Annotated in this window: 18 protein-coding genes; 9 read left to right on the top strand and 9 right to left on the bottom strand. The window is 66.9% G+C overall.

The window, feature by feature from the left end; translation table 11 throughout:
* Positions 1 to 185 precede the first annotated feature (185 nt).
* Complete coding sequence (locus OVA06_RS00470) at positions 186 to 1,595, top strand: aldehyde dehydrogenase family protein (protein WP_268155492.1); 1,410 nt, start codon at positions 186 to 188, stop codon at positions 1,593 to 1,595.
* A 24-nt stretch (positions 1,596 to 1,619) separates the two neighbouring features.
* On the opposite strand, the gene OVA06_RS00465 is transcribed toward OVA06_RS00470, so the two are convergent.
* The 6 genes from OVA06_RS00465 to OVA06_RS00440 form a co-directional block, all read right to left on the bottom strand.
* Positions 1,620 to 2,018 (bottom strand): hypothetical protein, encoded by a 399-nt coding sequence (locus OVA06_RS00465; protein WP_442793499.1) that lies wholly within the window; start codon positions 2,016 to 2,018, stop codon positions 1,620 to 1,622.
* Positions 2,019 to 2,193: 175 nt separating this feature from the next.
* Positions 2,194 to 2,619, bottom strand: coding sequence for a heat shock protein transcriptional repressor HspR (locus tag OVA06_RS00460; protein ID WP_056081345.1), 426 nt, complete (start codon positions 2,617 to 2,619; stop codon positions 2,194 to 2,196).
* 15 nt (positions 2,620 to 2,634) lie between these two features.
* Positions 2,635 to 3,612, bottom strand: a complete 978-nt coding sequence (locus tag OVA06_RS00455) for a DnaJ C-terminal domain-containing protein (protein WP_268155489.1) — start codon at positions 3,610 to 3,612, stop codon at positions 2,635 to 2,637.
* Positions 3,613 to 3,695: 83 nt separating this feature from the next.
* The gene (locus OVA06_RS00450; RefSeq protein ID WP_056081358.1) at positions 3,696 to 4,370 is read right to left on the bottom strand and encodes a nucleotide exchange factor GrpE; all 675 of its coding nucleotides are present in this window, start codon (positions 4,368 to 4,370) and stop codon (positions 3,696 to 3,698) included.
* 3 nt (positions 4,371 to 4,373) lie between these two features.
* Positions 4,374 to 6,245 carry a molecular chaperone DnaK gene (dnaK, locus tag OVA06_RS00445; protein WP_056081363.1) on the bottom strand — a complete coding sequence of 624 codons (1,872 nt, stop codon included), beginning with the start codon at positions 6,243 to 6,245 and terminating at the stop codon, positions 4,374 to 4,376.
* 235 nt (positions 6,246 to 6,480) lie between these two features.
* Entirely contained in the window at positions 6,481 to 6,801 is a 321-nt protein-coding gene (locus OVA06_RS00440) for an ArsR/SmtB family transcription factor (RefSeq protein WP_268155486.1), read from the bottom strand.
* A gap of 94 nt (positions 6,802 to 6,895) precedes the next feature.
* Between OVA06_RS00440 and OVA06_RS00435 the strand changes: the two genes are divergently transcribed.
* Entirely contained in the window at positions 6,896 to 8,191 is a 1,296-nt protein-coding gene (locus OVA06_RS00435; protein WP_268155484.1) for an MFS transporter, read from the top strand.
* A gap of 76 nt (positions 8,192 to 8,267) precedes the next feature.
* Here OVA06_RS00435 and OVA06_RS00430 read toward each other — a convergent pair whose 3' ends face one another.
* Both OVA06_RS00430 and OVA06_RS00425 read right to left on the bottom strand, forming a co-directional pair.
* Complete coding sequence (locus tag OVA06_RS00430) at positions 8,268 to 8,558, bottom strand: hypothetical protein (RefSeq protein WP_268155482.1); 291 nt, start codon at positions 8,556 to 8,558, stop codon at positions 8,268 to 8,270.
* A 202-nt stretch (positions 8,559 to 8,760) separates the two neighbouring features.
* The gene (locus OVA06_RS00425) at positions 8,761 to 10,962 is read right to left on the bottom strand and encodes an MMPL family transporter (RefSeq protein WP_268155480.1); all 2,202 of its coding nucleotides are present in this window, start codon (positions 10,960 to 10,962) and stop codon (positions 8,761 to 8,763) included.
* Positions 10,963 to 11,185: 223 nt separating this feature from the next.
* On the opposite strand from OVA06_RS00425, the gene OVA06_RS00420 reads away from it, so the two are divergent.
* From OVA06_RS00420 to OVA06_RS00390, 7 genes are all read left to right on the top strand, one after another.
* Positions 11,186 to 11,716, top strand: coding sequence for a MarR family winged helix-turn-helix transcriptional regulator (locus OVA06_RS00420; protein ID WP_056081375.1), 531 nt, complete (start codon positions 11,186 to 11,188; stop codon positions 11,714 to 11,716).
* A gap of 65 nt (positions 11,717 to 11,781) precedes the next feature.
* Entirely contained in the window at positions 11,782 to 12,600 is an 819-nt protein-coding gene (locus OVA06_RS00415; protein ID WP_268155477.1) for a methyltransferase domain-containing protein, read from the top strand.
* A gap of 144 nt (positions 12,601 to 12,744) precedes the next feature.
* Positions 12,745 to 12,972, top strand: a complete 228-nt coding sequence (locus OVA06_RS00410) for a type II toxin-antitoxin system Phd/YefM family antitoxin (protein ID WP_056081731.1) — start codon at positions 12,745 to 12,747, stop codon at positions 12,970 to 12,972.
* Positions 12,969 to 13,358 carry a type II toxin-antitoxin system VapC family toxin gene (locus tag OVA06_RS00405; protein ID WP_268155474.1) on the top strand — a complete coding sequence of 130 codons (390 nt, stop codon included), beginning with the start codon at positions 12,969 to 12,971 and terminating at the stop codon, positions 13,356 to 13,358. Before OVA06_RS00410 ends, OVA06_RS00405 begins: the two co-directional genes overlap by 4 nt.
* A gap of 34 nt (positions 13,359 to 13,392) precedes the next feature.
* Positions 13,393 to 14,016, top strand: coding sequence for a LysE family transporter (locus OVA06_RS00400; RefSeq protein WP_268155472.1), 624 nt, complete (start codon positions 13,393 to 13,395; stop codon positions 14,014 to 14,016).
* Between the two features lie 161 nt (positions 14,017 to 14,177).
* The gene (locus tag OVA06_RS00395; RefSeq protein WP_056081387.1) at positions 14,178 to 14,717 is read left to right on the top strand and encodes a low molecular weight protein-tyrosine-phosphatase; all 540 of its coding nucleotides are present in this window, start codon (positions 14,178 to 14,180) and stop codon (positions 14,715 to 14,717) included.
* 19 nt (positions 14,718 to 14,736) lie between these two features.
* Complete coding sequence (locus OVA06_RS00390; RefSeq protein ID WP_268155469.1) at positions 14,737 to 16,872, top strand: chorismate-binding protein; 2,136 nt, start codon at positions 14,737 to 14,739, stop codon at positions 16,870 to 16,872.
* Between the two features lie 28 nt (positions 16,873 to 16,900).
* Here OVA06_RS00390 and cls read toward each other — a convergent pair whose 3' ends face one another.
* Positions 16,901 to 18,340 carry a cardiolipin synthase gene (gene cls, locus OVA06_RS00385; RefSeq protein ID WP_268160556.1) on the bottom strand — a complete coding sequence of 480 codons (1,440 nt, stop codon included), beginning with the start codon at positions 18,338 to 18,340 and terminating at the stop codon, positions 16,901 to 16,903.
* Positions 18,341 to 18,344 lie beyond the last annotated feature (4 nt).

The raw sequence follows: 18,344 nt of genomic DNA, 5'->3' as shown, positions 1-18,344 counted from the left end.
GGCGGGGCGGTGCCGTGAACCTGATCCTCAACATCATGGCACCGCGTCGCGGGCCTGGCCACTGTTCCCTCAAGGTCAACAGTCCTGCGCCACAACACAAGGGGCGCGCCCCGCGCTCAACCACACTGGGAAGTAGCCCGTCCAGCCGCCGGCTGGCGTCCTTGCCTACTCGAAGTGGAGTACCCGTGGAAACCTATGATGCGCTTCTGGCCGCCATCTCACCCGCCCCCGGCACCGGCCGGACCATCCTGGATCCCGCAACCGGCGCGGCTCTGGGCGAGGCTCCGGTGCACAGTGTGGCGGACCTGGAAGTGGCCATCACTGCGGCCGCCGCCGCGCAGCCGGCGTGGGCTGCCCTGGGCCACGACGCCCGGTCCGCAATCCTCCTCAGGGCTGCCGACGCCGTCGAACGCTCAGCCGAGGAGCTCGCCCAACTGCTCTCCCGCGAGCAGGGCAAGCCCCTCAACGGGCCCAACGCCCGCTTCGAGGTCGGCGCCTGCGCGGCCTGGCTCCGCGCTGCGGCCGGCACTCCCCTGGCCCCCGAAACCTTGGTGGACGACGGCGAAACCCGCGCCGAACTCCACTACCGGCCCATCGGCGTCGTGGGCGCGATCGGGCCGTGGAACTGGCCCATGATGATCACCACCTGGCAGATCGCCCCCGCCCTCCGCATGGGCAACACCGTGGTGGTCAAGCCTTCCGAGTACACGCCCCTATCGGTCCTGGCCCTGGCCAAGGTGCTCAACGAAGAACTTCCCGAAGGGCTGCTGACCGTCGTGTCCGGCGGCCGGGACGTGGGCGAAGCTCTGGCGTCGCACGGGGCGGTTGGCAAGGTCATGTTCACCGGGTCCACCGCCACAGGCAAGGCGATCATCCGCTCGTCGGCGGACACCGTCAAACGCCTCACGCTCGAGCTCGGCGGCAACGACGCCGGCATCGTCCTGCCCGGCACCGATCCCCGGGCGATCGCCCAGGACCTCTTCTGGGGCGCCTTCATCAACACCGGCCAGACCTGCGCCGCCCTCAAGCGCCTCTACGTCCACGACTCCATCTACGACGCCGTCTGCGAGGCACTCGCCGGCGTCGCGAAGGCCATGCCGATGGGCAACGGCCTGGACGAGAACAACGTCCTCGGCCCGCTGCAGAACAAGGCGCAGTACGACGTCGTCGCGAACCTCGTGGAGGCGGCCAGGGCTTCGGGAGCGCGCGTCCTCCTCGGCGGGAACCCGGACTCCAGCCAGCCCGGCTACTTCTACCCCACGACGCTGGTGGCGGACATTGGCAACGGCAACCCACTCGTGGCCGAGGAACAGTTCGGCCCCGCACTGCCGATCATCCGCTACAGCACCATCGACGAAGCTGTGGAGATGGCCAACGCCCTCGACGTCGGCCTGGGCGCCTCGGTGTGGTCCTCCGACCCCGCGGCCGCCCGTGCGGTGGCCGCCCGGCTGGAAGCAGGCACCGTTTGGATCAACCGGCACGGTGCCGTCGATCCGCGGATTCCATTCGGCGGGGCCAAGCAGTCAGGCTACGGCCTGGAATTCGGCGCCGAAGGCCTTAAGGCCCTGGGCATCCCGCAGGTCATCAACGGCTGAGTCTCAACGGCTGAGGACTCCGGCTCACCCCATGGCAGAAGCCACCGACGTGCGGCCGGACAGGTGGCGGCGGGCCCAACGGGCGAGCTTCCTGCCCTTGCCCTGCCACCAGTTGTCCTCGTCCTTGCCGCTGTGGAACCGGAAGATGATGGCGGTGAGCACGAACATGCCCATCACCACATCGATCCACGACGACACCACGATGGCCACCAGGACCGTCAGGGCATCGGCGATGACCGCCGGGATGGCCAGGGTCCGGAAGACGGTGCTGGCCACGTAGCGCCGGTGCGACCGCGGAACGGACGTTGCCCGGACCATGTCGAAGCAGACGCACACCACCACGACTGTTTGCCCGATGGCCAGCAGGGTCTGTCCGGGCACCGAAGCGCTGAAGGACGACACTGCTTCCATTCCCGGGCTCATGACCGGGCCAAGAAAAGAGAACCAAACATGGAATAACCCCCAGAAACGAATGGAACCACTGCTGCAACAGCAGTGGTTCCATTGAAGGTTTCCTTGGACGGGGCTGCACGAGTAGTGGGTACTCTATTTTCGCCAAGCGGCCAGGCGCCGGTTACTCACCGGCCGGCTGCTGCCGCTACTGCCCGATGGCGCGGGGCCGCCACAGCACGACGGCCTGCGACCGGGGACGGGGGCGCTGGCCGCGGGCCAGGCTCACGACGTCGCCGGCCGCGCCCGCGGCAAAGATGCGGGAGTCGAATGCCTGCGGGCGCCGCCCCAGTTCCTCGGTCAGTTCCAGCACGCGCCGCTGCAGGGCAGACACCTGGTTTTCGAGTTCCAGGATGCGTTTGATCCCTTCGAGGGAGACGCCTTCCTGGGACAACCGCTGCACTTCGCGGAGCATGTTGACGTCCCGCTGCGAGTACCGCCGGGATTTCCCGGGGGCACGGCTGGGTTTGACGATGCCCAGGCGGTCGTACTGGCGGAGCGTCTGGGGGTGCATGTCAGCCAGCTCAGCCGCCACGGAAATCACGAAGATGGGCTGGTCAGCGTTGATGTCCACGGCACACCTCCTCCGCTACAGCCGGGCCTTGGCGGCCAGGCCCTCTCGGACGTCAGCGCCGGCCGTGGCCTCGGCGAAAGCCTTCACGGCGGCCTCGGCCTCCTTGTTCAGGTTCTTGGGAACCGCGACGTCGATGGTCACCAGGAGGTCACCCGTCGCCTTGGAGGTCTTCACACCTTTGCCCTTCACCCGCAGGGTACGGCCCGACGGCGTGCCGGCCGGAACACGGACCCGCACCTTCTCGCCGTCGATGGTGGGCACCTCGATGTCACCGCCCAGGGCAGCCTCGGGGAAGGTGACCGGGACGTGGATGCGGAGGTTGTCGCCGTCGCGCGTGTAGAACTCGTGCGGCTTAACCGAGACGGCAACCACCAGGTCGCCATTGCCGGCCTGGCCGGGCTGGCCCTTGCCGCGCACACGGACCTTCTGGCCGTCCTTGATGCCGGCGGGGACGCGAACATCGATGACTTCGCCATTGGGTTCGCGCAGGCCGATGGTGGTGCCGCGGATGGCACCGGAGAACGAGATGCTGGTGGATGCGGTGCGGTCCGCGCCCTTCTGGGGTGTCCGCTGGAACCCGGGCGAGCCGCCGAATCCGCCGCCGAACAGGTCCGCGAACTCGGGCGGGATATTGCCGGCGGACGGGTTGAAGCCGCCCGCGTGCCGCCCTGTATTGCCGGTGAACAGGCCGCCGAAGAGGTCCTCGAACCCGCCGTTGCCGCCTGCGGCACCGCCGCCGGGAGCGAACCGGGCGCCGCCGCCCATGGCGCGGATGGCATCGTACTGCTGGCGCTCGTCGGCATCGGAGAGCACCGAGTAGGCCTCGGAGACGTCCTTGAACTTCTTCTCGGCAGCAGCATCGCCGGAGTTGGTGTCCGGATGGAACTGCCGTGCCAGCTTCCGGTAAGCCTTCTTGATATCGGCATCGGAAGCGTCCTTGGCAACACCAAGGATCTTGTAAAAGTCCTTGTCCACCCAATCCTGGCTAGCCAATGGCGTTTCCTTTCAAAAGTTACGGGTCGGTGGCTGGGCTTGCCGAAACCTGGGTTTCGACAAGCCCAACCACCGGGGTAATGCTACGCAGGTACAGCGACGATGACCTGTGCTGCGCGGAGCACGCGGTCGCCTGACTTGTAGCCGGAGCGGAGCACCTGGCTGACGGTGTCAACCTCGATGTCTTCGCCGGGCTGCTGGATCAGGGCCTCGTGGACCGTGGGGTCGAACTCCACGCCGGTTTCGTCGATGCGGACCAGGCCGTAGGTCTTCAGCGCGTTCTCCAGCTTGGCGGCGATCGCGGCGAAGGGGCCATCGGTGAGGTCGCCGTGCTGCCGTGCGGCGTCGACGTCGTCCAGGACCGGGAGCAGGGAGTTCAGGACGCCGATGACGGCCATCTCCCCTGCCACGGCGCGGTCGCGTTCCACGCGCTTGCGGTAGTTGACGTACTCAGCCTGCAGGCGAAGGAGGTCGTTCTTCAGCTCGGCTGCCTCAGCGTTGGCGGACCCTGCGGGAACACCCTGGGCCACGGATTCCTCCGCGGGCACCTCGACGCCGTTGAGGATCTCCTCGGCCTGGGCCAGCGCGTCGCCGTCGGAATCCTGCGCGGAACCGGCCTGCTCGCCTTCAGGGTGCCGGGCCTGCCCGGTCACCGGGTCAACCTTGCGGTTGTCCCGGATGACCGGTTCCTGGCTGTTGCCCTTACCCTCGTGGTTCGCGGGTGAGCTGTGCTCTTCCTCGTTACCGTGATGGGGCATGGCTTACTTCTTCGCTTCGTCTTCGTCGATGATCTCGGCGTCGACGATGTCTTCGTCGGCCTTGGCGCCATCGCCCGCTGCTGCGCCTTCAGCACCCGCGGCACCGGTGGCACCGTCCGGCGAACCGGCCTGGGAGTAGATGGCTTCGCCGAGCTTGGTCTGGGAAGCCTGCAGCTTCTCGAACGCGGTCTTGACCTCGGCGTCGTCGGTGCCTTCGAGCGCCTTCTTGAGGGCGTCGACGTCGGCCTGGACCTCGGTCTTGACCTCTTCGGGCAGCTTGTCGGCGTTGTCGGCGATCAGCTTGTCCACGGAGTAGGCGAGCTGCTCTGCGGAGTTGCGGGTGTCCGTTGCCTCGCGGCGGGCCTTGTCCTCGGCTGCGTGCTCCTCGGCGTCCTTGACCATGCGGTCGATGTCTTCCTTGGAGAGTGCGGTGCCGCCGGTGATGGTCATGGACTGTTCCTTGCCCGTGCCCTTGTCCTTGGCGGAGACGTGGACGATGCCGTTGGCGTCGATGTCGAACGTGACCTCAACCTGCGGGACGCCGCGCGGCGCCGGAGCGATGCCGGTCAGCTCGAACGTGCCCAGCGGCTTGTTGTCCCGGGTGAACTCCCGTTCGCCCTGGAAGACCTGGATGGCCACGGACGGCTGGTTGTCGTCAGCGGTGGTGAAGGTCTCGGACCGCTTGGTGGGGATGGCGGTGTTGCGCTCGATCAGGTGCGTCATGACGCCGCCCTTGGTTTCGATGCCGAGGGACAGCGGGGTGACGTCGATCAGGAGGACGTCCTTGCGCTCACCCTTCAGCACGCCGGCCTGGAGTGCAGCACCAACGGCCACAACCTCGTCCGGGTTCACGCCCTTGTTGGGTTCCTTGCCACCGGCGAGTTCCTTGACCAGTTCGGAGACGGCGGGCATACGGGTGGAGCCGCCCACCAGCACGATGTGGTTGATGTCGGAGAGCTTGATGCCGGCTTCCTTGATCACGTCGTGGAACGGCTTCTTGGTGCGCTCGAGCAGGTCCTTGGTGAGGTCCTGGAACTTGGCACGGGTCAGCTGCTCGTCCAGGTGGACCGGGCCGTCGGGGGTGACGGACAGGTACTGGAGGGAGACGTTGGTGCTGGAGGAGGAGGAGAGTTCCTTCTTGGCCTGCTCAGCGGCTTCGCGGAGGCGCTGCAGGGCGATCTTGTCCTTGGACAGGTCGATGCCCTTGACCTTGAGCTGGTTCAGCAGGTAATCGACAACGCGCTGGTCCCAGTCGTCGCCGCCGAGGCGGTTGTCACCGGCAGTGGCGCGGACCTGGATGGTGGAGAAGTTGTCTTCGTCCTTGCCCACTTCGAGCAGGGAGACGTCGAAGGTACCGCCACCGAGGTCGAAGACCAGGATGAGTTCGTCTTCCTTGCCCTTGTCCAGGCCGTAGGCGAGGGCGGCGGCGGTGGGCTCGTTGACGATGCGCAGGACGTTCAGGCCGGCGATTTCGCCGGCTTCCTTTGTGGCCTGGCGCTCGGCGTCGTTGAAGTAGGCCGGGACGGTGATGACGGCGTCGGTGACCTTTTCGCCCAGGTAGGACTCGGCGTCATTCTTCAGCTTCATCAGCGTACGCGCGGAGATTTCCTGCGCGGTGTACTTCTTGCCGTCGATGTCCACCTTCCAGTCAGTGCCCATGTGGCGCTTGACGGAGGCGATGGTGCGGTCGATGTTGTTGACGGCCTGGCGCTTGGCGATTTCGCCAACCAGGACTTCGCCGGACTTGGAGAATGCAACCACCGACGGCGTGGTGCGGCCACCCTCGGCGTTGGCAATAACGGTGGGCTCGCCACCTTCGAGAACGGAGACGACGGAGTTGGTGGTTCCGAGGTCGATACCTACTGCACGTGACATGTGTTGCTTCCTTCTTTCCTTGGAAACTGCTTGGCGCCCGCATGATTGAGCGTTCTGCACTCAACTTTACTCAGGGCACACATGATGTCAACTGAAGTTGAGCGTACTTCACTCAACTCTGGTCCCTTTATGGATACAGATCACGACGACGGCAATCACCCCACGCCCGCAATGGCGGGGAATTAAGGGGTACTCCGGCCCGGTTCCGCTCTGGGAGAACGGGTACCAACCGGCGCTACTGCGCCGGCGCGTCGAGGACGGCGGGCAGCAAGCCGGGGAAGCGGGCTTCCAGGTCCTCGGACCGGAGGGTCAGGCGCCGGCCCCGGCCGTTGGCCTCGTTGCGGATGATCCCGGCCTCGCGCAGGACCTTCATGAGGTGCGATTTTGTGGACTTCGGCATGTCCGGGACCCTGAGCGAGCAGTCAGCCATATCGAGGGGGCCGGAGCGGAGCTGGCGCACGATGTCCAGCCGCTCAGGATCGCTCAATGCGAAGAGCACGCTGGGCAGATCGAGATCCGCGCGGGTGGGGTGGGGGAGGTTCGCCGGCGTAGCCACGGTTCGATTTTAGTTGAACCATCGGGGTTGGTGCCAGTAAACTGTTGATTCGATATTTTTCGAACCAACCCCAAAACCCAGAAGGTGGCACGTTGTGACGCACTCCCCCGCAGCCCGGCCCCGTGAAGCACGCCGGCGGCTGGGCTTTGTCCTCGTCGCTGCTGCCACGGCAGCAATGATGGCCGGCGCCAGCGCCCCGTCCCCCTTCTACCCCACCCTGCAGGAGCAGTTGCATCTGCTGCCGGTAGCCACCACAGGGATCTTTGCCGTCTACGCCGTCGCACTCCTGGCGGCACTGCTGGTTTTCGGATCCCTTTCAGACCACCTGGGACGCAGGCCCGTCATCAGCGGCGCTTTCATCCTGCTCGCCGGCAGCGTCACGGCATTCCTCCTTGCGGACTCGCTGGCCATGCTCCTGGTGGCACGCGTCCTGCAGGGCATCGCCAGCGGCCTCCTGCTGACCACACTTTCCGCGGCCATTGCGGATCTCGAAGCTGAGGACGACCCCGGCTCGAGCGCGGCCTGGAACACGGTGGCGCCACTGGGCGGCCTGGCGCTGGGAGCTCTTGCGTCCGGGCTGCTGCTGGATCTGATGGCAGAGCCGCGCACCCTGGTGTTCGTCTCGCTGTCGGTCCTCTACATCGCTTTTGCCGCGCTGGTGTGGGCCGCACCTGAAACCTCGCCCCGCGCGCCTGGCCTGGCAGCATCGCTCAAGCCGCACCTGACCCTTCCGCCGGCAGCCCGCAGCGGATTCGTCAGCGGCGCCCCTGCCGTATTTGCCGGATGGGCGACGGGCGGGCTGTACCTCTCGCTCGGCGCTGCGATCGTCCACACAACGTTCGGCATCCAGGAGCACCTGTGGCAAGGCATGGTGATCACCATCCTGGCCGGCGTCGGAGCCGCAGCGGCCGCAGTCCTGCACCGGTTCGGTGCCCGCACCATCACCATTTTCGGAACCACGGCCCTGGCGCTGGGGACCGCCCTGTCACTCCTGGCCATCGGGCTGGGCTCATTCGGCCTGTTCCTGGCAGCCGTAGTGGTGGCCGGAGCCGGATTCGGCACGGCCTTCATGGGCGTCATCCGGTCCATCAGCCCCCTGGTTGAGGACCACGAGCGTGCCGGCACCTTCGCGTCACTCTTTGTTGTGGCCTACACGGCCTTTGGTGTTCCGGCCGTGCTGGCCGGCCTGCTGGCACCTGTCCTGTCACTCCCGGTTACCACCTACGCCTACGGCGGCCTGGTAACGGTGCTGGCCACCGTGGCAGCGATCAGCCGGGCCCGCAGCAAAGACGTCGAACAGTCCGGCGAAGCGACGGACGGCACCGACGGCGATGCCCCGCACCAGGCAGAGCGCATCGGGGCCGGAGCGGCTTCGGACGCCGGGCACTAGGCCCGCCGGGCACAACAAGGGCGGCCAGCCGGCCCGGCTGGCCGCCGTCATTTGCCGGATCAGCCGGCGGTTACGCCTACCGGTCGGACTCCGGACGCCCGTGCGAGGGCCCGTGCCCGTCCTCCCCGGCCTGGACCCGCCCGTCAGTCCCCTTGTCCCGAACCGCCTCTTCCCCGCGCTCACTCCCGCTGGTGCCGGCGTCTCCGTAGTCGCCGTCGGGATACTGGCCATCCTCAAGGTTTTCGGAAGGAACTCCGATCGCGCCGGCCTCACCGTAGTCGCCGTCCGTGTACTGTCCGCCCTCGCCTTCCATGCCGGAGGCAGCCTTGCCCTTTTGGGGTTCCTCGTCAGCGCGGTTTTCACTCATGCGTCATCTCTCCTTCGAGTTCCGCGTCCAAGCGGGCGCATGGGCAGTTTATCGGGCCACGGAACCGGCCGATAGGGTGCGGAACCCTATCTTTCCGGCGCCCCGGCCGGGCCGCCCGGCCACCGGATACGGCTGCTGCCGCCACCTTGGAGCGGTGGCGGCAGCAGGCCAGACGGATGGATGGTTGGCGGAGTGCCGGACGTCAGCGGCTGGAGACCTCCTCGAGAGGTTCGACGCCGGGCTCCCGCGGCTTCTCCGCAGCGCCCCCGCCGGCCCGGGCGAGCTTGCCGGGCCACCAGATCTTCGGGCCGAGGTCGTAGGCCAGGGCCGGCACCAGCAGCGAGCGCACCAGCACGGTATCCAGCAGCACACCGAAGGCCACAATGAAGGCCAGCTGCACCAGGAACATGATGGGGATGACGCCCAGGGCAGCGAAGGTTGCCGCCAGGACCACGCCGGCGGAGGTGATGACGCCGCCGGTGACGCCGAGGCCGCGCAGGATGCCGGGCCGTGTTCCGTGCTTGATGGATTCTTCCCGGACGCGGCTCATCAGGAAGATGTTGTAGTCCACGCCCAGGGCCACCAGGAAGACGAACCCAAACAGCGGCACAGTGGCATCTGCGCCCGGGAAGCCCAGGAGGTTGTTGAACACCAGCGCGGAGACACCCATGGCGGCGGCGTAGGACAGCACCACGGAGAGCACCAGCAGGACCGGCGCCACGATGGATCGCAGCAGCAGCATCAGGATGAAGAGGATGACCACCAGGACCACGGGGATGATGATCACCAGGTCCCGCTGGGCGGTGGTGTTGGTGTCCAGCGCAGTGGCCGTCACGCCACCCACCAGGGCACCGGAGTCAACGGCCTTCACGTCAGTCCGGAGCGCTTTGACGGCTTCTTCTGCCTCGAGGGAGTCCGCGGCGGAGTTCAGGGTGGCGTTGATGAGGACCTTGCCCTCGCGGACGTCCGGCTCGCTGGGCGCGCCGGGGGCTCCGGTGATGGGAACACTGCCCTGGGCCAGTAGGTAAGCATCGCCCACACCGTCGGCCGCCTTGACCGCGTCCAGGACTTCCTGCGCCTTGGCCTGGTCCGCAACCACGACGGCGGGGCTGCCGCTTCCGGCGTCGAAGTGGCGCGCCAGCGCATCCTGGCCGTCCACGGCGTTGGAGGCCGTGAGGATCACGTCGGTCTGGGGCACCCCATTGGCCTTCAGCTGCAGGACGCCGGCCGAGGCAACCAGCAGGAGCAGGACGGAGCCGACCCAGATGGTCCGCGGGCGGCGGGACACCACCGAACCGGTGGCGCGCCACAGCCCCTTCTGGCCCTCGAGCCCGGTAACCAGCTCGGGCTCGCGCTCCTCGGCGGGCACCAGCTTGGGCCGGAAGGGCCAGAACGCGGCTCGGCCCAGCAGGGCCATGAGGGCGGGCAGGAGGGTCAGCGCGGCAAACAGCGAACAGAGGATGCCCGCCGCGGCCACCGGGCCCAGGGCCTTGTTGGAGTTGAGGTCGGAGAACAGCAGGCACAGCAGCGCGATGATTACCGTGGCGCCGGAGGCCAGGATGGGCTCGAAGGATGCCTTCCATGCTGTGATCACCGCCGATGTCCGGTTGATGGTGTGGGTGAGCGCCTCACGGAAGCGGGCCACGAACAGCAGGGCATAGTCCGTTGCCGCGCCGATCACCAGGATGGACAGGATGCCCTGGCTTTGGCCATTCAGCTGGATCCAGCCGGCTTTGGCCATGCCGAACACCAGCAGGATGGCTGCGCAGAGGGCGAACACTGATGTCAGCAGGACCATGATGGGCAGCAGCAGGGACCGGTAGACGATCAGCAGGATCACGAACACGGCAGAGAGCGCCACCAGCAGGAGGATGCCGTCAATCCCGCCGAACGCGGCCGTCAGGTCCGCTGCCAGTCCCGCAGGGCCGGTGACGTAGGTCTGCATTCCCTGGGGCGCCGCCTCCGCCACGGTGTCCCGCAACTCCTTGACGGCCTCCTTGACCTCCACGGAGCCACCTATGGGGGCGATGAACTGCACGGCCTTGCCATCCGCGGACGGAATGGGGCCGATCACCGCGCTGCCCAGTTTCAGTTCCTCCAAGGTTGTCCGGAGTCCCGCAACTTCACCGAGCTGGGCGGGAGTGAAAGCCTCGGCGCTCTCAATGACGATCACCCCGGGAACCTCGTCCGAGTCACGGAATTTCGCTTGCCAGTCCTGGGCCTCCGTGGCCTCGGCGCTGGCGGGCAGGAACGACGCCTGGTCGTTGGAGGAGACCTCCTCCAACCGGCCGAAGGTTGGGCCGCCGATGCCGGCAAGGCCAAGCCAGGTCAGCACCAGGATGACGGGAATGAGCCAGCGGAGCCAGAACGGGACGCGTTCCTTGGCTGCAGTCTGATGTTTCATGATGCCTTCCATGCGGATGGTCCACGCGGGACAAAGCGGAGTAAGATTGATTCCAGCTTAGACTATCTCCATGATAGAGATAAGTGCCAGTCAAGCTTTTTAGCTGCGCGGCCCGGTGCGGGCCCTCCCGGGCCAATGCCACGCAAGACCAAGGCAGCTGAAGTAATATCCGTCAGGGCCAGTGCGCGCAGACCGACGGCCCAGCGAACTCCAGGAGGTGACGATGACCGGCAGCAACCCGGACAACACCGGCCCGGCCGCGCCTGAAACACCTCGTGCCGGCGGACCCCACCCCCTGGTCCGGCTGCTGCAGGACTTCACGCTGGAGGCCAACCGCTACGTGGACGCCGCCGGCGGCCGCAAGGACATGCACCGGACGGACCTGAACGCCCTGGCCGTCATCATGCGCCATACCGCGAAGGGCAACACGGTCACGCCCGGGCTCCTCCGCAAGGAACTGAACCTGAGCTCACCCGCCACCACGGCCCTGATCGACAGGCTGGACAACTCGGGCCACGTGGTCCGCGAGCGCCACAGCTCGGACCGCCGCCAGGTCCAGCTGAAGATGACCCCCAAGGCCTTCACCGAGGGCGGTGCCATCTTTGCGCCGCTTTCACGCCACATGGGAAAGGCCATGGCGGAGTTCACCGACGCGGAGCTGGATACCGTTTCGCGTTTCATGGCCGCCATGGTGGACGCCACCATTGCCGCCCGCGAGGAGTCCCCCGAACCCTCCGGCCACAGCGCCACCTAGCAGACACTCCCGTTTTCCGGCCCCGACGCCAGTCCCTGCCGCCGGGTTGGGAGTAGCGTTTGTCCATGAGCGACCAGCAGCCTGAAGACGACGTCTACACGCACGGCCACCACGAGTCCGTGGTCCGCGCCCATGCCGCCAGGACCGCCGAGAATTCAGCGGCGTTCGTCCTGCCGCACCTCACCCGGGGAACGGATGTGCTGGACGTCGGATGCGGGCCGGGCAGCATCACGTGCGACTTTGCCGCCGTGGTCAGCCCGGGCAAGGTCACCGGCCTGGACCGCTCGCCGGACATCATCGCCCAGGCGAAGGCGCTCGCCGTCGAACGCGAAGTGCCCAACGTGGAGTTCGTGGCCGGCAACATCTACGATCTCGACTTCGCGGACGGGACGTTCGACGTGGTCCACGCCCACCAGGTGCTGCAGCACCTGACCGACCCCGTCGAGGCGCTGCGGGAAATGCGCCGGGTGGCCAAGCCGGGCGGCATCGTTGCAGTGCGGGACGCCGACTTCCACGGCATGAGCTGGTACCCCGCCATCCCCGAGCTGGACGAATGGATGGACCTCTACCAGCTCATCGCGCGGCGGAACGGGGCCGAGCCCGACGCCGGGCGGCGCCTGGTCAGCTGGGCCCAGTCCGCGGGCTTTCACGATGTCGCCCCCACCAGCAGCAACTGGCTCTACGCCACCGGCCAGCAGCGCCGCTGGCAGGCCCGAGTCTGGGGCGAACGGGTGCTGCATTCGGCGTTCGCGGAGCAGGCCCTGGAGTACGGTTTCGCCAACCCGGCGGACCTGGCGCGGATCTCGGCCGGCTGGCACCGCTGGGGCTCCACGGACGACGGCTGGTTCCTGATTCCGAACGGGGAGGTCATCGCCCGGGCCTAGGTTGGACCGGTTTTCCACATGGCCCCAAGGTTCCCTGCCGCGCATGCGTTCCCAGGCGTAGCCTCGGTCATGACCTATTACGGAGACCACGAGTATTGGGCTGAGCCTTATGCCGTGGAGGTTGACCAACTAGACTTGGTCAATATGGGACAGTACAACGTCCAGGAAGCCAAAACCCGGCTTTCCGAACTGCTGAACCTCGTGGAACGCGGCGAGGACGTGGTCATCGCGAAAGCCGGACGCCCCGTTGCGCGGTTGGTGAAGATCGAGCCTCCCACCAGGCGGGATCTTGGGTTCCTGGGCCCGCTCCACATCCCGGACGGGTTTTATGAGCCGTGGACAGAGGAGGAAATGGGAGTTGCCGAAGAATGAGGCTGCTCCTGGATACGCACGTCTTCCTGTGGGCAATCGCCGAGCCGCGGCGGCTCTCCACCAAAGCCCGGAACGCCATCACCAAACTGGATAACCAGGTCTTCGTTTCGCCGGTGACCGCCTATGAGCTCTCCTACAAGCACAGGCTCGGAAAGCTTCCCGCCGGGTCTGCGATCGTCGCGAGCTTTGGCCGCCAACTCGCCCACCTCTATGCGTCCGAGCTTCCGGTCAGCGCATCCCACGGGCTTGCTGCCGGACAACTCGACTGGGACCACAAGGATCCCTTTGACCGCCTGCTGGCAGCGCAGGCCATGGTGGAGGGTTTTACCTTGGTCACGGCGGACGGGAGTTTGCAGGCCTTCGAACCGGTGGCCACATTCTGGTGACGGGCCAGCCGGCCGGCCCGCGTAAGATTGGTTAGTGCAATTTTCCCTTTGGCTGGCCCTGGCGGGCGCTGGCGCCCTCATCAGTTTCACGCCCGGTGCCGGCGCTATCAACACCATGAGCAATTCCCTGAACGCCGGCTTCCGCCGCTCCATCTGGGGAATCCTTGGCCAGCAGGCAGCGCTCGTTGTCCACGTGCTCATCGTGGCGCTGGGCGTGGGTGTCCTGGTTTCCGGGTCGCCGCTGGCCTTCAACATCATCCGGTACGCCGGGGCCGCCTACTTGGTCTACCTGGGCATCCGGCAGTTCCTCAGCAAGCCCGCCGTCCAGGAGGAGCAGGCGGCCGCGTCCACATTCGAGCCCGCTGCGTCGATTTTCCGGCGGGGTTTCTGGGTCAACCTCCTGAACCCCACAGCGATTGTCTTCTTCCTCGCCTTCACCCCGCAGTTCATCCGGCCCGAAGAATCGCTGATTACCCAGTACGCCATCCTCACGGCCACCATCGTGGCCATCGACATCCTGGTCATGTGGTTCTTCTTCGCCGCGGCCGCCCGGTCCTTCCAGCGGTTCACGCAGACCGAACGGGGCCAGCTGGTCCTCAGCAAGGTGTTCGGCGTGTTGTTCGTCGGCGTCGGAATCCTGCTGGCCTTCATCCACTGATCGGTTGATGCGGCCGCCGGACAGGCGGCCCGCCAGGCGCCCGGAGGGCCTCAACCCTGCCCCTTACCCGTTTCCAACAGCCGTCATGCATCTTTACAAATCCGTCAAATATTGTGAATCGCCGCTGGCCAACGGTGGCCATAAAGCGCATGCTTAGACACATGAACTCAACGTCGAGCCCATACCGCGTCATTGCCGTTTGCACGGGCAATATCTGCCGCTCCCCCATGGCTGAACACATGCTCCGGGCGGCACTGGAACGCGAGGGGCTGGACGACCTGGTGATGGTGGACTCAGCGGGCACCACCGGGTACGAGGCCGGGCGGCCCATTGATCCGCGCGCGGCCCGCCGGCTGGCCATCACGCAACTCACTACGGACTTCCATGTGGCCAGGGAGTGGGACCACGGCTGGTTCCGCGACCGGGACCTGATCCTCGCACTGGACATCGACCACTACGCGTGGCTCAGCCAGGCAGCTCCGGACAGGGAGTCGCTGGAGAAGATCCGGATGCTCCGCAGCTTCGACCCCGCGATGACCGGCCGGGACCTCCTGGACCAGGGCATCGAGGATCCCTGGTACGGCGGCCACGCCGATTTCGACGCCGTCTGGCACCAGATCCACACCGCAATGCCCGGCCTCGTTGACCACATCCGGGCAGCGGTGGCAAGCAATGCACACCTGGCGCGGCAGGCGCACTGAAAACGGTACGCTCTACTCCATGAGCCCAGCCCCCGTCATCATCGCCATTGACGGACGCTCGGGTGCAGGCAAGACCACCCTCGCCGTGGAACTCGCCGCGCGGCTGCGCGCCCGCCACAAGGTGTCGCTGTTCCACCTCGAGGACATCTACCCCGGCTGGAACGGCCTGGCCGCCGGCATCGAACGCTACATCAGCACCGTCCTCGGCCCGCTCAGCCGCGGTGAGGCCGCTGCCTGGACCAGTTGGGACTGGGAAAGGCATTACGACGGCGACCCCCGGGTCACCCTTCCCGCCGAGATCGTCATCGTGGAGGGAGTCGGCGCCGCGGCCGCCGCGGCCCGGCCCTTCCTGAGCGCGGTCATCTGGGCGGACTCGCCGGAGGACGTCCGACGCACCCGCGCGCTGCAGCGGGACGGCGAAACCTACGAACCTTACTGGGACCAGTGGGCGGCCCAGGAGTCCGAATGGCTCGCCGCGGACGATGTTGCCGCCGAGGCGGACCTGCACATCCGGAACGTGGCCGATGGCGGCGCGCCGGAGGACGTGCTGCAGCTCCTGCCGTATCTCCCGGGGCTGGCCCAGGTCCTCGCGCCCGAACTGTCTGCCCGCCGGGGCCTGAGCCTCCATGCGGAACGGCTCGACGCACGCCCGCGGGCCGCCGAACTCTTCAGTGCCCTTTACGGCCAGTCCGCCAACGCGGTCTGGCTTGACTCGTCCAACGCCGGGGTTTCAATCATCACGGGGCCGGCGGCAGGCGGGGATCCCGCCGATCCAACCGTGCGGACGGCCGCCGAACGCAGCCGCTTCAGCATTTTGGCGGACGACGGCGGCACGTTCGGCCAGTCGGTCACGCACCGTGCCGGAGCCAGCCACATCAGCGCCGGCTCCGTTACCGCCAGCGTGGACGGACCGTTTTTCCGGTGGCTGGACACCGTGTGGGGCCGCCGGGCGGTCCGCGCCCCGGAGGGCTACCCCGGAGAGTTCACCCTGGGGTGGCTGGGCTATCTGGGCTACGAACTGAAACGGGAAACCGGCGGCGCCGATGTTTCCGCGGCCACGCCGGACGCTGCCCTGATCTTCGCCGGACGGGCAGTTGTCCTGGACCATGTGGAAGGCACTGCCTGGCTCCTGGCCCTGGACGCCCCGGACGCCACCGAATGGCTGGACACCGCACGGGCAGCGGTGCGGGCCGCAGCGGCTACACCCACGGCGTCGGACAGCCAGGATGCCGCCGCCTACCCGGCCGGCGCCGCCCTTGACGGCGGCAGCACCGGCGTCGGCGGCTCCCCCGTGCCTGCGTTCACGAGCCGGGACAGTGGCGTGGCCTACCGGGCCAAAATTGCCGAGGCGCAGCGCGAAATCGGCGAGGGCAACACCTATGAAGTCTGCCTGACCACCACCCTCGCGGCGCATGTTCCGGCGGATACCGTGGATCCATGGAACACGTACCTGGCCCTGCGCCGGCGAAACCCGGCACCCTTCGCCAGCTACCTGGCGTTCGATGGGCTGGCGGTCGCCAGCACCTCCCCGGAACGTTTCCTGCGGATAGCGTCCGACGGCGGCATGCGTGCCGAACCGATCAAGGGCACCCGCCGCCGGGCTGCCGACGCCGCTGAGGATGCTGCCCTGCGGACGGAGCTTGCGACGTCGCTGAAGGACCGGGCCGAGAACATCATGATTGTGGACCTGCTGCGGAACGACCTCAGCCATTTCGCGGTCCCCGGCTCCGTGACGGTGAGCCGGCTGTGCGCGATCGAAAGCTACGCCACAGTGCACCAGATGGTGAGCACCATCGACGCCAGCCTGCCGCCGGGATCCCCGCGGGCCGAAGCCGTGGCCGCCTGCTTCCCTGCCGGTTCCATGACCGGGGCGCCGAAGATCAGCACCATGGCCATCCTCGACCGGCTGGAAGCCGGCCCCCGCGGCGTCTATTCGGGTGCCATTGGATATTTCTCGCTGAACGGTGCCACGGACCTGGCCGTCGCCATCCGGACCCTGGTGATCAGCGCGGACGGCGACGGTACGGCGGAACTGACCCTCGGCGTCGGCGGCGCCATCACGTCCGACTCCGTGCCGGACGAGGAATACGATGAAATCCGGACCAAGGCCTACGGGGTGCTTTCAACCCTCGGCGCGGAATTCCCCGACCCCTGAAGCCCCTGCCGGAACTGGCTGGCCGGCACTACTGGACGGTTGCCGTCAGCCTCGCCACGTTGTCCACATAGCGGGCGGCGAGCGGCCGGTTCAGCCAGTCCGCCAGCCGCAGCTCGTGGGAGATGTCCCGGTACGTGTTCTCCACCGCGCGCATCTTGGCCACGATGTCTGCGCCGAGCAACATGACGGACACCTCAAGGTTCAGGGAGAACGAGCGCATGTCCATGTTGCTCGAGCCCAGGACGGCCACCTCGTCGTCGATGGTGAAGTGCTTCGCATGGAGAACGAACGGGGCCTTGTACAGGAAGATCCGGACGCCCGCCTCGAGCAGCGCCTCGTAGTAGGACTGCTGGGCGTGGTGGACCAGGAACTGGTCGCCCTTTTCGGAAACGAACAGTTCAACGTCCACGCCGCGCTGGGCTGCCGTGGTGATGGCGTACAGCAGGGAATCATCCGGGACGAAGTACGGGCTGCAGATCGAAATCCGGTGCTGCGCCGAGTAGATCAGGGTGTTGAACAGCCGCAGGTTGTTCTCCGTGATGAATCCCGGGCCGCTGGGCACCACCTGGGCGGTGACGTGCCCCGGAGCCGTGTCCACCGGAAGCTGCAGCTGGTGCTCCAGCGACTCGTCCGTCTCGCTGAGCCAGTCGGTGGCGAAGACGACGTTCAGGGTGGTCACGATCGGTCCGCGGAGGCAGGCCATCAGCTCAACCCATTCGCGGCCGGCCTTGCGGTGGCGGGGGTTGTTGTAAGAGGGCTCGATGAGGTTCTGCGACCCGGTGAAGGCCAGCTCACCATCCACCACCATGATCTTGCGGTGGTTCCGGAGGTCCGGCCTGCGCCACTGCCCGTGGATGGGCAGCAGGGGCAGCATGCGCTTCCACTGGATCTTGCCGGCTCTGAGGCGCTTGAGGAGGTTCTTGTATCCCTTGACCCGCAGGGTGCCGATGTGGTCAAAGAGCACCCGCACTTCGACGCCGCGTTCTGCGGCTTCCTCGAGGGCGGTGAGGAGGTCATCGGTGATGTGGTCGGTGCTCATGATGTAGAACTCGGCGTTGACGAACTTCTTCGCCTTCCGCACCGCTTCGGTCATGGCAAAGATGGAATCCGGGTAGCCGGGGATGAGATCCACCGTATTGCCGTCCACCATGGGCAGCGAACCCAGCCGGCGGTTCAGTTCACCGGCCGACTTCACCCATTCGGGGCCCTGGTAGTCGTTTTCGGCGTCGGAGAGCGCCGTGATGCCCGCCTGCACCCTCTCGTTGACCTGCTGCTGCTGCTCGCGGCGCCGGCTGGACAGCCGGAAGTTGCCGAAGAGCAGGAAGAGGATGATGCCAACGAAGGGCACGAAGAAGATGCCCAGCAGCCAGGCCATAGCCGTGGTGGGGCGCCGGTTGCCCGGGATGATCCCCAAGGCCAGGATCCTGATGGCGAGGTCTGCCACACCGAGGATCACCACTACCCACATCGGC

The organism is Pseudarthrobacter sp. SL88 (assembly GCF_026672455.1).
Lineage (GTDB): Bacteria > Actinomycetota > Actinomycetes > Actinomycetales > Micrococcaceae > Arthrobacter.
Note: the sequence above shows the minus strand (reverse complement) of the source record. Positions and strands in the feature narration are given on the sequence as shown.

Coding starts and splice junctions, on each gene's coding strand:
- OVA06_RS00465 (WP_442793499.1), bottom strand. CDS start 2,018: ATGAGCCCGGGAATGGAAGCAGTGTCGTCCTTCAGCGCTTCGGTGCCC.
- OVA06_RS00450 (WP_056081358.1), bottom strand. CDS start 4,370: ATGCCCCATCACGGTAACGAGGAAGAGCACAGCTCACCCGCGAACCAC.
- dnaK (WP_056081363.1), bottom strand. CDS start 6,245: ATGTCACGTGCAGTAGGTATCGACCTCGGAACCACCAACTCCGTCGTC.
- OVA06_RS00430 (WP_268155482.1), bottom strand. CDS start 8,558: ATGAGTGAAAACCGCGCTGACGAGGAACCCCAAAAGGGCAAGGCTGCC.
- OVA06_RS00425 (WP_268155480.1), bottom strand. CDS start 10,962: ATGAAACATCAGACTGCAGCCAAGGAACGCGTCCCGTTCTGGCTCCGC.
- OVA06_RS00420 (WP_056081375.1), top strand. CDS start 11,186: ATGACCGGCAGCAACCCGGACAACACCGGCCCGGCCGCGCCTGAAACA.
- OVA06_RS00415 (WP_268155477.1), top strand. CDS start 11,782: ATGAGCGACCAGCAGCCTGAAGACGACGTCTACACGCACGGCCACCAC.
- OVA06_RS00410 (WP_056081731.1), top strand. CDS start 12,745: ATGGGACAGTACAACGTCCAGGAAGCCAAAACCCGGCTTTCCGAACTG.
- OVA06_RS00405 (WP_268155474.1), top strand. CDS start 12,969: ATGAGGCTGCTCCTGGATACGCACGTCTTCCTGTGGGCAATCGCCGAG.
- OVA06_RS00395 (WP_056081387.1), top strand. CDS start 14,178: ATGAACTCAACGTCGAGCCCATACCGCGTCATTGCCGTTTGCACGGGC.
- OVA06_RS00390 (WP_268155469.1), top strand. CDS start 14,737: ATGAGCCCAGCCCCCGTCATCATCGCCATTGACGGACGCTCGGGTGCA.
- cls (WP_268160556.1), bottom strand. CDS start 18,340: ATGTGGGTAGTGGTGATCCTCGGTGTGGCAGACCTCGCCATCAGGATC.